We start from the raw sequence: 14,597 nt of genomic DNA on the forward strand, positions 1-14,597 counted from the left end.
ATATAGATGTTGTGTTTCTACACATAATTAAGCACTTTCGATAAACTCAAATAACAACATCATGATCAAAAAAATTACCTTAATTACACTGGCTTTTGCCGCTATTGGCTTTAGTTCGTGTCAGCAAAAACAGGCCACCACTACGGTAGCAGATCCCGACCCCCAGGCTAATCTTGATACCGTAGGGTATAAATTAGCTTTAGCCTATGTAAAAAATTACGAAAAACATGCCGGCAAGGCTGACTCCATTATTAAGCTTGACCAGAAGCCCGACACTGTAAAAGTGCCTAATACCCGGGCTATCTGGTTTGATATTGACCGACTGAAAGCTTTAGTTGATAGTATAAAGAAGGAACATGGCGATGGCATTCGTTTTTACCTCGCAACCTATCATAACGACTATCCAGGCACTTTTGTTGACGGCCACATTCCGGATAAAATGTATTGGGGCCGCAATACATTGATAATGGTATCAACCACCCCAGTAATAAAAGACGGCAAAACGCTGCATTGGGATTACTATAAGGAGAAACCGGCACCAGGGCAAAACAATGGCGCAACCGGCTTTATAGTAGGTACCACTCCTGAAAACCGCGGCGAGCAATGCCCACCTCCAAGCACCTGCAGCAGCATAGGTGCAACATTGGTACAATAATATCTAAACCACATGATTTTTATCACAATAAATACTGTTGCCGAATTTATTTGCTTCCTGGCCGCCCTTATTTTTCTATCAAACGAAAAAATAGCGGCCTGGAAGCTATTTATAGCTTACATGCTGTTAACCTGCATTGTAGAGCTTACAGGCATTTATATGAACAGGATAGCGCATATCTTCAATCATCATTTGTACAATGTGTTTTTGTTATTTGAGTGTGGCATGGTTAGCTACACCTTATATAATTTATACAAACCCTATAAAGACACGCGCAAATGGCTGCTTTCCTGGTACAGTATTTTTATGATAATATTTATTACCGAGTTATTTGCAACTCATTTTAAAACCTTTGTTTCAATTACAGCAACGGTAATGTCGGTAATGTTTGTATTTGCCTGCCTTTATTACTATTACCTTAAACTAATGGATGAACAGTTTGAACAGCTGGCATTTTCGGCACCTTTTTGGTGGGTAAGTGGCTCCTTGTTTTTTTATTTCGGGAGCACTACTTGTAATGTTTTTTTCGATTATATGTCGCACTCAAGTACGGTAATATATGGGCACTCTATACGGTACTATATTTTTAATTTACTTAATATTATACTTTACGCATTTTGGTCATACGCTTTCTTATGCAGGTATCTTCGCAGGAAATCATCTTCCTGATAGGGTTAACTTCCCTCATTTTTTTGATTGCCCCCCTGTTCCTCATCATTTACGTTGTTTCATACAACCGCAAAAAAAAGAAACACCAGGAGGAGAAACTGCTGCTGCAAAAAACATTTGAAAATGAACTGCTGAAAACACAGATAGAAGTACAGGAACAAACCCTTAAAACCATCGCCTACGATTTGCACGATAATATAGGCCAGTTGCTAAGTATCACCACCATCACTTTAAGTTCCATCGACCTGAACAATACAGATAAAACAGCCGAAAAACTTGCGTTTATTGAGGACCTGACCACCCGGTCTATTAAAGAAGTAAAAGCACTGTCGCGCCTGTTACATGGCGAAGAGTTAGTAAACCGTGGATTGGCGGCCGCTATTGAATTTGAACTGGAATGGCTGCAACGTTCAGACAAGTTTAAAATCAATTTCGATAAACGGAACCTTAGCACATTTAATGCCGATAGCGGTAAAGAAACCATCCTTTTCCGGCTGTTCCAGGAGATTATAAATAACATTATACAGCATGCCAAAGCAACGGAAATATTTATAACTTTAGCGCAGATTGAAAGTTCATTTCAGTTAACAATACGTGATAACGGGAAGGGTTTTGATGTAGAAGAAACATTGAAACGTAAAAACGGGATGGGCCTGCACAACATTACCAAACGGGCGGCCATGATAAATGGTACTGCCTCTATCAACTCTGCTCCGGGAAGCGGATCTGAAATTATTGTAACTATACCCTACTAAATATTAATGGACGCTGAGAAAATAAATATAGCCATTGTTGACGATCATACCCTTTTTAGACAGGGGCTGGTAAGCCTGCTTAGCGATTCGGGCAAAATAAATGTGATTTTTGATGCCGAAAACGGCCAGGACATGATCCAGAAGTTATCCCGCCATAGCCTGCCGGAAGTGATCCTGATGGATATTACCATGCCCCTGATGGATGGCTACGAAAGCACCAAATGGATTAAGGAAAACCATCCTGAAATAAAAGTATTGGCATTAAGTATGTTTGAAGAAGATAAGCCAATTATAGGCATGCTTAAAAGTGGTGCCGGCGGTTATATGCTCAAACAATCGCGGGCGTCCGATTTAATTGACGCTATTAACGGCATTGCTAAACAATCATTTTATATTAATGAGCTGGTAAGTGGCAAACTGCTACGCAATATTCAAAACAATCAGCCTGTAAAAACCCAGCTGGTTGAAGTAAATGCTAATGAACTAAAATTCCTTGAGCTATGTTGCAGCGACCTTACGTACAAGCAAATAGCCGATATGATGAACCTAAGCCCACACACTATCGACAATTACCGCGAAGCGCTATTTCAAAAGTTTGAAACCAAATCACGAACAGGACTGGTAATTGCCGCGCTGAAGCAGGAATTGATAAAGATATAAGTGCCCTGTTTCAATAATCCCAAGTCATGCCGAACTTGTTTCGGCACCCCACATGCCAAGTAATCAGTGTGCTAATAACTTTGCATATTGAAATCCCTAAACTTAAATAGCTAAGGAAATGCTTTACAAGCAAGGTCATGTTTACATTATGTCTAACGCTTATCGCACTACATTTTATATAGGCGTAACCAGCGATCTGCGTGCAAGGGTTTGGCAACATACCAACGGAGAAGGTTCTGCTTTTGTTAAGAAATATCGACTTTATGATCTTGTTTATTATGAATATTTTGAACGCATAACAGACGCAATCGACCGGGAAAAACAATTAAAAAGATGGCATAAAGACTGGAAAATCAACCTGATAAAGTCGATAAACCCTACGATGAAAGATTTGAAGGACGAAATTGAATCAATGTTGTAAACCTCGACTGTGCGGTGGCAATCGTCATCCTGAACTTGTTTCAGGATCTCACAGGACGGTAACCGGCATGTTGTACACCTTGCATGTGGGATGCCGAAACAAGTTCGGCATGACTTTAGCATATCGCGAAGAAACCGTCATCCTGAACTTGTTTCAGGATCCCACAGGACGGTAACCGGCATGTTGTACACCTTGCATGTGGGATGCCGAAACAAGTTCGGCATGACTTTAGCATATCGCGAAGAAAATGTCATCCTGATTCAGTATCCCACAGGAAGGTGATCTGCATGAAGTACACTTAGCATATGGGATGCCGAAACAAGTTCGGCATGACTTTGGTTTTGTTGAGAAGCTGGCTCCCTACTCAATAAAGCTTCCATCTCCCCTCCTCTTCATCCTTTGTCCGTGGCGCATGGGCGAGCCCGTCCATTTTTGGAGGTTTAGCTTGACGCTGAACATGAAGTAGCGGCTTTGGGCGTTACTAAGGGTGTTGGTTACCGAATTTTCGGTAGTTACCTGGTTAACAAAGTTATTTTGCTTTAAAATATCAAATACCTGGAATGTAAGCGTAAGGTTACGGCGCTTAAAAAATTGCTGTTCAATGTATGCGTTAATGACCAATGGGTTACGCGTAAGGTTTTGCGATATCCCTTTTACAAAGTTTTTGTTGGCGCTGTAGCCAAAGGTAGCAGTACGCCCGGTAAGGAAATAAAACTTACCATCAATGGCCAAAGCCGTTGTGCTGATATTGGTATTTACCGAGTGTGGCAGCGTGAAATATGATTTTGCCACGTCATAGGAAACGTACGGATTAATTTCTACCGATTCGCTTGGGTTTATTTGTGGGCCTAACCGTTCGTTAAAATGCCAAGTAGTGGTAAAGTTTTGAACGTTGTTACTCATTGACACACCATGGCCGTAATTGATGGTGCCATTAAGCGCCAGGTTATATTTCCTATTGTCCAGTTGTTTCGAAATATTGTAGTTACCGCCTATTGTATAGCTGCCATTTAAGTTAATATAGTGTGTTTCGTTTTTTAAAGCGCCAAGAGTATCGGCTATTTGCACGGTATTGGTGACTATCTGATTTTTTATAATGCTCACGTTGGCATTGGCCGATACATTGAACTTTGAATCGACCATGTAATTATTGTATTGCAGGTTGATGGAGTTCCTGAACGATGGTTTTAAATCGGGGTTACCAACTACAGGGTTTTGCGGATTCGACTCATCGCGCACAGGTTGAATCTGGTTAAACGAAGGCTCTTGTGGGCTGCCCGAATAGTTCACCGAAAAACGCTCCTGCTTTGACCATACATATTGAAAACGAGCTATCGGAATCAGGTTAAAATTAGTACGGTGCGTACTTACCACCCCACCGGTTACTTTTGTTCCGTCCAAAACGGTTGGCACACCGGTTACACCTATTGATACATTGTATTTTTTTTGATTAATGCGATAATTAAGTGCAAGGCGGGTTTCTGTAAATGAGTATTTAAAAACATTACTCAATGAATCGACAAGACTGCGCCTGCCGAGCGAATCGATATTATAGGTATAGGCCTGGTTATCATAACTTCGCGAATTTACCTGCGCGTTAAACTCCAATTGCGACACATCGGTAAGGGGCTCAACGTAGGTAAAACTCGTCCTGAAGTTTTTACTCAGGTTACTGCGGCTGATGTGGCGGTTCACCAGTGAATCTTTTAAAACGTGATTAGTAGAATCCTGGTAGTAGATAATGTTATTATCCTGCTCGTTAACGGTTTCATTATCCGCCCGGTTGTAGCTTACCTGCAACGACAGGTTGCGCTTTGGCTTTTTAAACAAATGCTGATAAAACACAATACCTCCCCAACTGGGCACAGTATTATTGCTGCCTGTTAACCCTAAAATATCCTGGTGAATGAGGCCCGTTTTAAAACTTTGAGATGTGTTTGTTGAATTTATACCCGAGTAGCTAAAACTGGGTGTCACTTTTAGGTAATTAGCGCTATCGATATTATACTCCAGTTCCAGGTTTACATTATGAGTTTTGTTATTATTTTGCGAATTGGAGTTCCTGATAAAATTAGTGGTACCCAATGTACTAAACTGTTGACCATCGCTATGGTTAATAGAATTAACATCTCTGAAATTATAATTGTAGCTGGTATTTATCTGGATTTTTTTGGTGAGATAGCCCCGGTAGCTGATGTTAGGTCCCCCTGTTTTGGTAGTACCGCCGCTGCCGCCGCCTGTACCGCCCGAAACGCCATTTACCGTGTTTACAAAACTGCCTATCACCCCTATCTGCTCGTTGCCGTTTATCCGCTGAAAAAAAAGGCGGTTATCATAGCGGTCATCACTACCTACACCTGCGCTTAACCGCCCAACATTCCCTACCGATCTATCGGCCCTCGTGGTAATGTTCAATACTTTTTGCGGGTCACCATCTTTGATACCTGTACGTGCCGCCTGGTCGCCGTAGTCGTCAATTATCTGTACTTTATCAACTATATCGGCAGGCAGGTTTTTAATAGCCTGGGCAACATCGCCGCCTATATAGTCTTTGCCGTTCAGCCGGGCCTTCACTACAGCCTGGCCCTGGTGCGTTACCGTTCCATCTTTGGCAACTTCCACGCCTTCCATTTTTTTAATCAATTCGTCAACGGTAGCGTTCGGGCGCACTTTGTAATCGCTGGCGCGATATTCAACCGTATCGGTTTTGTAAGTAACGCTTGGCTCGCCATTTATCACTACCTCGCCCAGCATGTGCTGCTGCGGCTTCAAAACAAAGGCATCAAGCTCCAAACTGCGCGATTCGTCGTTGTTCAGCATCTTGCGTACTATTGTTTGAAACCCCACGCTGGTAACGGTGATGACAAACGTAGCCGATTTAACCTTCCCAAACCTGAACTTACCTGTTGGGCCGGTGCCGGTAACCATGCTATCTGTAGCCGATACCAGTTTAATGGTTGCCCCTTCCAATTTTTTATTTGCAGTATCCTTAACTACCCCATAAACTTCCCTGAAAGGCAAAGTACCTTTTTGATCTTTTGCACCGCGTTGCCTCCCGAAGTTACCAGCGCCACTGTTTCCATTCCCGTTGCCACCTCCCCGACGGTTTTGGGCATAGCCTATGGCGGCAAACATCAATATAAATAAACAGAGTAAAGTTTTTTTCATGGTAAGGCAGATGTAGCTGGGTTAAGTCCGGAGTTAAAAAGTCTTAAGCCAGAAAGTTATTCGTTGCAAACGATTTATAACTTAAGGCTATCGATTTAAACTTGTAAAACTGACAGGAATTAACTTGGCTAAAAATACAAGGCTGCAACGGTTTATTTTAAACTGTTGCAGCCTTGTTACATAACATCCTTGTTACTTGCTTTCTTCAAGCTGCAAAACAACACTTGTTCTGCCGCTGTTAACATCAGGGTTGATGCCTACGGTCATTAAAAAATCGCCTGTTAAAACCAGGTTATTTTCGATGGATGAGTTGGAGCCTGCGTAAAGGTTAATCTCTTTAACCAGGTATTTTTTTTGCGGATCGAGACCTTTCAAACGGATAGGCACTTTTGTGCCGGCACCGTAACGATTATTAACCAAATAACTAAATACTACCGCTTTTGATTTGCTATCATTAACATACATAATAGATGCGGCATCGTTATCCCATGGCGATTGCAGGCGATATTGATCGCCGTGCCAAATGGCATCTTTCAGGTAATCGTAATTTTTAAGCGCGTCATGCACATAGGCAAGGTCTTGCTCGCTTAATTTACTTACTACAATATCAAAACCCAGTTTACCCATCATCGCCACATCCGTGCGGAATTTTAAAGGCTGTTTACCCCAATCGGTAACATGGTTTGAACTGGTCATAGCCGGGTAAAAGTAGGAGTACTCCCATTGGATAAACACCCTTTCCAGCGGTTCGGTGTTATCACTCGGCCAAAATTCAGTAAAGTACTTAAGCGCGCCGTAGTCAACACGGCCGCCGCCGCCAGAGCATAGCATCAAAGGTACTTTGGGATATTTTGCCCTGACACGTTCCAATACTTTGTACAAACCAAAAACATAGTCGGTATATAAATGCGATTGATCCTTTTTCAGATAAGCCGAATATGCATTATAGATCACCGCGTTACAATCCCATTTAATGTAGGCCAGGGTTGGATTTTTAGTAAACAGATCATCCACTATCCCAAATACAAAATCCTGAACTTTAGGATTGGACAGATCCAATACCAACTGGTTGCGGAAATATTTTTCGGGACGGTTTGGTTGCTTTATCACCCAATCCGGATGTTTGCTGTAAAGTTCACTTTTGGGGTTAACCATTTCGGGCTCTATCCAGATGCCAAATTTTACGCCATCGGCAGTTGCCTCCTTCACCAACGAGCCAATGCCATTAGGCAATTTCAACTTATTTTCCTGCCAATCGCCCAGGCCAGCATGATCATCATTACGTGGAAACTTGTTAGCAAACCAGCCATCGTCTAACAAAAACAAATCGACACCTAATTTTTTGGTATCTTTTAATAAACCAAACAATTTGCTTTCATTAAAATCAAAATAGGTAGATTCCCAGTTGTTCAGCAAAGTAAGCCTATCACCCTGGCCATCAACAATTTTATATTTGCGTGCCCAACGTTGCAGCTTGCGGCTGGCATCTCCCTTACCATGATCGGAGTATGTATAAACAAACGCCGGCGTGGTAAATTCCTGCGCTGGTTTAAGGTGATATTCGGCCGCGGCGTTGTTAATACCGGCAATAACCCTTAAGTTATTGGATACATCCAATTCCAGGTCGATCTTAAAATTACCCGACCATTCCAGCGCGCCCAGCATTACTTTGCCTTCATCCTCGGTAGCAGGTTTATCCATAGATACCATGAACATAGATGGCTGATACAAATTGGCACGGGTGCCCAGTTTGCTGTCAATAGTTTTAATACCATGGGTTAATTTGGCTTCTTCTGGTTGCATCTCCAATGCCCAATTGCCATGGTATTGTTTCAGCCAAAAGCCGTTGCCTTTTAAATTAAGGTTAGCCGATGCATATTTGTTAAGCATTACTTCACCCTTTTCGTTATGTTTTATTATCGACCATTGTTCGGTAACATCCTCTTTAAAATAGGTTTTATAATATAATGTTACTTCAAACGGATAAACGGGATCTTTCAGGTTAACAGTCAGCAGGCTTATATCCTCGTCAACTTTGGTAACGGTATGGCTTACATAAACCAGGTTAAGAGATTTATTGCCATCGGTATGCGTTACCGTTATTGCCGGCTCGGCCAGGCTTTGTGAGCCCGATGCCATGTAGGCTTCAGTTAACACGCCAGAGTCATCGGCCTGGCGGTACATTTTACCAATCTGTTCGTACTCTTTGGCATTACCCAGCTTGCCGCCGAAATAAACCATTTTAAGGGTTTTATCGCCATCGGTTTGTAGCACCAGGGCATTATTTTGTGTTTCTACCGGAATAGTAACAGTTTGAGCGTGGCTTCCCATAGCCAACCCAACCGAACTTACAAGCACCACGCCAAATGGCAGTACTTTGTTTATTAACTTCTTTTTCAATTTTTTATAGGTTATTTATCAGGTACAAATAAGGTTAAATTTATTGACTATTGGTTCTTGAACTCAAATTTATATAATGCAGCATCGGCAGCCGGAAGCTTTACATTCAAATCTGTATCAGTACCTTTTAGTATTTCGGTAACTTTATATTTTTGCTGCGGCAGGCCTAATCTTTTAAAATCCAACGCAAACTCCTTAGGCTTATCCGAGTAATTAAATACAGCCACATAATACGCGTTTCCAACTTTTTGAACAAACAACTCAGACGCGTTTTGGCCGGTGTTACCTTCCACAGGTTTGAAGGATTTGCCATTTTTTATCACTGCTAATATTTCAGGATTTTGATACCACTGTATAGCTCTTTCACTCCACTGCCCATGCACCGAAAAATCGTCGCCGGTGATAAACGTACCCGTAACCACGGCCGAAAGCATCCTGGCTCGGTTGGCTCCCTCACTTTCCTTGTTTAACACCACGTGGTCGGCATCAACAAAATTATACAGGTAGGTTTGCCACCAGCCGTAGCTTACACTATTTAAAGTGTATTGCGTATTATCAATGGTTTTAAAAGCGTCACAGGCAATACGGCGGGTATGCACATAGCGGCCCGAGGCCAAACTTGGCGATATAGCGGCGTAAATGAGCATCTGATCGCCCAGTTTGCTGATCAGGTATTCCATCCCTTTACGGTATGCCTGCATTCCTGTAGTTATGGCAGGATCATAAAAATGGGTAGACTCGGCAGTGGCGTGACCCAGGAAATCTATTTTAATCATCTTAAAGCCGCATTCTTTCAGCTTACCAATCACCAAATCAATATGTTGCAGCGTTGCGGGATGTGTAGGGTCGACAGCTCTCGCACCATCAATATCGTGGTAGCCTTTGCCAACTTTTGTCCAGGTTTCGCCGTAAGTGTAACTGGTACCGGCTACTTTTCTGTCGGGACCATCTTTCCAGCCCCAATCGGTAAATGGCGCCCAATATACTCCGGGTTGCAGGCCTTTGCTTTTGCAATAGTCGGCAAACTCCTTTAGCTTGCTGTAATCGCCCTCTAAGCCGCCTTTCAGCATAAAATCCCAATAGGAATCCAGATCGATAAAAGCGGTGCTACCTGTGCGGAAGGTTGATAAGCTGTCAGCAAAAAAATCGGCAACTTTGGTAGCTTTTTCGTAGCTAAGTTTTTCCTGCATTACACCCCAGCTATTCCATCCAACGGGTGTAGGTTTTGTCCAGTTAAAAACAAACGGGGGTTCGGCAATGCGGTTAGCTTTGGCATATTCTTCCATACCTGTACGCCAGTCGTTATAGTAGCCAATAAAAATCTTTGGTGATTTTACTACATCACCTTTAACTTCGCCATGTTCAATGTTATCGCGGGTTACGCTTTCTTCGGTATATCCGCTCCAAACAACTACCCGGTTACCTTCGCCTGCGGCTGTGCTACGAACCCCGGTTTTCCAAACCTCATGCTCAACAGATCCTGCTATGTAACCGTTGCGACTGGCGTTGTCATATACCGTACCAACTTCGACACTGGTATTGTTAAACGGGGCTTTAAACTCTTTGGCATTGTAGCGGATAAACGTATCGTTATCAAAGGGCACAAAAACGCTGCGGGCATCGCCCGTAACAGCGGGAATATTTCCCGAAAAGGGAATAATAGAATTACTGGATAGTTTTTTTCCTGTTAATACAACCTGGGTCAGGAAAAATTCCCGACCCGGATAAACGTAAAATACCTGTTCAATTTTTGGCAGGCCGCTGCCGGTAAGTGTTACTACGTATTTTTCGCCTTTGCCAAAACCATCAGTTATGGGTGTTGAGGCATACTTACGATATAAATTATCAGTTGTAGCTACGGCTGCATCTTTTATTTTGAAAGTGGATGTCACATTAGAAAACAAGGTTGTTTTGCCATGATAAACATTATAGGTACCGGTTTTAAGATCATAAACAATGCTGTTGCCTTTACCGTATGGAATTGTTACCATAGTTGTTTGCCTGGTTGATGCAATACTGACCAGGGTTTTTATGACTAACGAAAAGGTAAAAATTATTTTATAGCTTATTTTCATTGATTAGTATTTTTAATAATAAAGGTCATTGCGAGGTATGGAGCAATGACGGTAGTTTAGCACATTGATTTAACTACACCTTTTGCGCCATCACCTCTTTTATTACTCCGTTAACTTTTATTTTCACTTTACGCGGCGTGGTTGAAGTGACGCGGTAGCTAATAACCTTACCGTCTTTCCATTTAAAATCGAGGGTGAAATTGCCTCTGGCACGTAACCCTTTTACATCACCAGATGCTTTCCAGCTATCAGGGATAGCAGGGATCAGGTTGATGTAGCCTTCATGGCTCTGGATCAGCATTTCGGCGATACCGGCGGTAGTGCCAAAGTTTCCATCAATCTGGAATGGCGGACCGGCCGACAACAGGTTTGGATAAATACCGCCCCCCGCACCGTAATTAATACCGGTGCTTGTAGTCGGTTTCATTATCTCGGTGAATAATTTATAGGCCCGGTTACCATCGTGTAGCCTTGCCCAGAATAACAGTTTATAGGCGATAGACCAGCTTGGGCCATCATCACCACGTACATCCAACGTTTTCTTAGCTGCGGCTGCCAGGTCGGGCGTGCCATCTGCTGTAATTTCGGATGCCGGATAGATGCCATACAGATGCGAAATATGCCTGTGCTGTGGCTCGGTTTCCTTATAATCTTCCAGCCATTCCTGTATGCGACCATCTTTGCTGATGATACCGGCGGGTGGAATTTCTGTTAACCGTTTTTTCAATTGGGCACGAAAAGCGGCATCAACACCTAAGGTTTCTGATGCGGTAATTACATTGGCAAACAACTCGCGCATAATCTGGTTATCGATAGTTGCACCGATACAGATACTGGCGTGATTGCCGCTACCATCGGGCATCATAAAACTGTTTTCTGGCGATGATGACGGTGCGGTTACCATATAGCCGCTTTTAGTGTCTTTTACTAATATGCTGTTGTAAAACTGTGCCGAGCCTTTTAAAATCGGATAAATACTTTTCAGGTAGTTTTTGTCATTTGTAAAAGCATAATGATCCCAGATGTTACTGCACAACCAGCCCGAGCCAGCTTTGGTTACCCCCCATGAGGCACTTTCGCCGGGCTCAGTCCATCCCCAAACATTGGTGATAACATGGGCGACCCAACCATCGGCATTGTAATAGGCTTTGGCTGTACGCTCACCATTTTTTACCATGCCGCGCACCAACTCAACCAATGGCAGGTTTAGCTCAGACAGGTTAGAAACCTCGACCGGGAAATGATTCATTTGTACATTTACATCCAGGTGGTAATCTCCGTTCCACGGGGTATGTACTTCGTTGGCCCAAAGTCCCTGCAGGTTGGGCGGCAACAAGCCTACCCTTGTACTGCAAATGCTTAAGTAGCGCCCAAATTGGTAAAACAATACCGGCAAGCCTTTATCATCGGCGGGGGCTTTATGAAAGCTAATGAGGCGTTGGTCGGTAGTTCCGGTTGAATTATCGTCGCCTAAACTGATACTTACACGGTTAAACAGCTTTTGAAACTTCCTGGTATGTTCTTGCTTTTCTAAAGCATAGGGCTTTAACATAGCATCAGCTAAATTCTTAGCCATTTTAATCTTAAAATTGGGACTCTTAAAGTCGGTGGTTGCCGAAATGTAGATAATAACCTCGGTGGCGTTCTTTATAACCAGGCTATTATCCGTGGCGGTTAATGTACCGCCGGTAAGTTTGGTTTTAACGTTGGCTATGTACTGCATACCGTTACCATCGGTGCCATTATCTAACCGGCCTTCCATTTGCAGCGTATTACCAATTGTAGTAGTTTTTGAGCGCTCGGGGCGGCTAATGCCAATACTAAAATTCAGCTGACCAGGCTTATCAGCAGTAAGTTTGATAACATCCACATCATTGCCAAAACTGGTGAAATACTCACGCTTATAGGTAACGCCGTTAACAGTGTAAATACTTTTAGCTAAAGCGTTATCCAGCGATAACTCCCGCTGATAGTTGGTATATTTAGTAGCATCAGCACCATTATAGTCAAACTTCAGGTTTAAATCGCCCAGCGTTTGAAAACAGCCCCATTGTTTACCTCCAGATCCGGGGCCTTTGCACACAAAATCTTTATCAATCAGGGCCTGAGCTTCCACGTTTTTACCGGCCAATAGCAATGCCTTTATCTCGGGCAATTTTTTATAGGCGTCATAATTATTGGCATCCTGTACCGATCCCGACCAGAGTGTTATGTCATTAAGTACAATTTTTTCGTCGCTCACTCCCCCGTCAGGCATCATGCCTAAACGGCCATTGCCCAATGCGAGGGTCTCTTCCCAGCGCGATGCGGGCTTATCGTAATGCAAAGTAAGCGCCTTTTTTTGGGCAATTGAGACCGTCGACAGCAATAAAAGAACGGCCGCAACGGATATGTTTTTTGTAAAATTCATTTAGCGCGGGTTATGATTTTATTACAGGGATATCCATAGCGTTCACATCAAGCTCCAACACAATTACCGAGCAGTTTTCATCAGGTAAAGTGGCAGGCAACTCTATCTTATAGCCTTTACTATCCGACCGGATGGCAACGGCGTTACCATTCAGAAAGTAAGATTTCAGGATTTTGGTATTTGGCAGTAATGGAATATTTAACGTGCTATCCTTACGTTGAAAAACGTTGATATAAATCTTATTGCCCATGCGCGTTGCACCATATTCGGCAGTTGGCACGTATGGGCCGCCTTTTGTGCCATAAATCGCTTCGCCATTTTGCCTTAACCAGGCCCCCATTTCTTTTAAGCGGGCTACCTGCCGGGCTTCCATGTGGCCATCCATTGCCGGGCCAACGTTAAATAACAGGTTCCCGTTGCCCGATGCCGATGTTACCAAAGTTTGGATGCACTGTTTTAACGATTTCATGCCGTCGTTTGGTTTCCAGGCCCATTGGTTGCAAATGGTGATACAACTTTCCCATGGTTCATCCATATTAAGTTTGCCTATGGTTTGCTCCGGTGTTAAAAAATCGCCAACGGCATCACCGCCAAGCTTATCGCTTATTTTTCCAAGCCTGTTGTTTACAGCTACGTTAACATCAACGCTTTTAATGTAATTGTAAATCTCTTTGCCGTCTTCTGTTGTCCATGGTTTTTCCCAATAGCCATCAAACCAAAGCATAAACGGATGGTATTTGGTAATCACTTCTTTGAGCTCATTTTTCATGCGGGTTTTAAAGGCAGTCATATCGCCTTTGCGGGCATTTATTTCGGGATGGTGCGGGTTGTCTACCGGGTAATCCTGGTCATGCCAGTCGAGCACTGTCATATATATACAAAAGGTAATGCCTTGTTTTTTACAGGCTTTGGCCAACTCCCCAACAAGATCCCTTTTAAACGGCGATTTGGAAATATTATAATCCGAATAGGCACTTGGCCACAACAGGAAGCCATCATGATGTTTGGCTGTGATGGTGAGATATTTCATACCAGCGTCCTTAGCAGCCTTTACCCAGGCATCGGCGTTAAATAATACCGGGTTAAATTCGTGGTAAAGGTTATCGTAATCTTCCTCGGGCACCTGATCATTACGGCTCCATCCTATTTCGGTGCCGCGTTGGGTTACAGGGCCAAAATGAATAAACATACCAAAACGCTTATCCATAAATTGATCAATGACCGCTTTTGGAGTTTTAACCGGAATTGAACTTGTTGCCTGCTGAGCGATAGCTAAACAGGTACTTAATAAAAGGACTCCCAATAGTCCTGCTTTTCTTTTCATAGTATAGTTTAATTAGTTTTATGGTTAGATTGGGTTGGATTAGGTTGATTGAGTTGGATT

Annotated in this window: 10 protein-coding genes; 5 read left to right on the top strand and 5 right to left on the bottom strand. The window is 42.9% G+C overall.

Annotated features, from left to right (window positions below; all coding sequences use genetic code 11):
- Nucleotides 1-61: 61 nt before the first annotated feature.
- The 5 genes from AC1RM2_RS00300 to AC1RM2_RS00320 all read left to right on the top strand — a co-directional run bounded on the left by AC1RM2_RS00300 (nt 62) and on the right by AC1RM2_RS00320 (nt 3,160).
- Nucleotides 62-655 carry a hypothetical protein gene (locus AC1RM2_RS00300; RefSeq protein ID WP_492982244.1) on the top strand — a complete coding sequence of 198 codons (594 nt, stop codon included), beginning with the start codon at nt 62-64 and terminating at the stop codon, nt 653-655.
- Between the two features lie 12 nt (nt 656-667).
- The gene (locus tag AC1RM2_RS00305; RefSeq protein ID WP_492982246.1) at nt 668-1,324 is read left to right on the top strand and encodes a hypothetical protein; all 657 of its coding nucleotides are present in this window, start codon (nt 668-670) and stop codon (nt 1,322-1,324) included.
- Nucleotides 1,291-2,079, top strand: a complete 789-nt coding sequence (locus AC1RM2_RS00310; protein WP_492982248.1) for a sensor histidine kinase — start codon at nt 1,291-1,293, stop codon at nt 2,077-2,079. The genes AC1RM2_RS00305 and AC1RM2_RS00310 overlap by 34 nt, the downstream gene beginning before the upstream one ends.
- Before the next feature lie 6 nt (nt 2,080-2,085).
- On the top strand, nt 2,086-2,739 hold the full coding sequence (locus AC1RM2_RS00315; RefSeq protein ID WP_492982250.1) for a response regulator: 654 nt from the start codon (nt 2,086-2,088) through the stop codon (nt 2,737-2,739).
- A 118-nt stretch (nt 2,740-2,857) separates the two neighbouring features.
- Nucleotides 2,858-3,160 carry a GIY-YIG nuclease family protein gene (locus tag AC1RM2_RS00320; RefSeq protein ID WP_492982252.1) on the top strand — a complete coding sequence of 101 codons (303 nt, stop codon included), beginning with the start codon at nt 2,858-2,860 and terminating at the stop codon, nt 3,158-3,160.
- A gap of 360 nt (nt 3,161-3,520) precedes the next feature.
- On the opposite strand, the gene AC1RM2_RS00325 is transcribed toward AC1RM2_RS00320, so the two are convergent.
- The 5 genes from AC1RM2_RS00325 to AC1RM2_RS00345 form a co-directional block, all read right to left on the bottom strand.
- Nucleotides 3,521-6,328, bottom strand: a complete 2,808-nt coding sequence (locus tag AC1RM2_RS00325) for an outer membrane beta-barrel protein (RefSeq protein ID WP_492982254.1) — start codon at nt 6,326-6,328, stop codon at nt 3,521-3,523.
- Nucleotides 6,329-6,520: 192 nt separating this feature from the next.
- Nucleotides 6,521-8,728 carry an alpha-galactosidase gene (locus AC1RM2_RS00330; protein ID WP_492982256.1) on the bottom strand — a complete coding sequence of 736 codons (2,208 nt, stop codon included), beginning with the start codon at nt 8,726-8,728 and terminating at the stop codon, nt 6,521-6,523.
- Nucleotides 8,729-8,775: 47 nt separating this feature from the next.
- Nucleotides 8,776-10,803 carry an alpha-galactosidase gene (locus AC1RM2_RS00335; RefSeq protein ID WP_492982258.1) on the bottom strand — a complete coding sequence of 676 codons (2,028 nt, stop codon included), beginning with the start codon at nt 10,801-10,803 and terminating at the stop codon, nt 8,776-8,778.
- 73 nt (nt 10,804-10,876) lie between these two features.
- Nucleotides 10,877-13,213 (bottom strand): glycoside hydrolase family 95 protein, encoded by a 2,337-nt coding sequence (locus AC1RM2_RS00340; RefSeq protein WP_492982260.1) that lies wholly within the window; start codon nt 13,211-13,213, stop codon nt 10,877-10,879.
- A gap of 10 nt (nt 13,214-13,223) precedes the next feature.
- Nucleotides 13,224-14,537 carry an alpha-L-fucosidase gene (locus AC1RM2_RS00345; protein ID WP_492982262.1) on the bottom strand — a complete coding sequence of 438 codons (1,314 nt, stop codon included), beginning with the start codon at nt 14,535-14,537 and terminating at the stop codon, nt 13,224-13,226.
- Nucleotides 14,538-14,597 lie beyond the last annotated feature (60 nt).

This window comes from Mucilaginibacter sp. GW822-FHT03E02 (genome assembly GCF_058801545.1).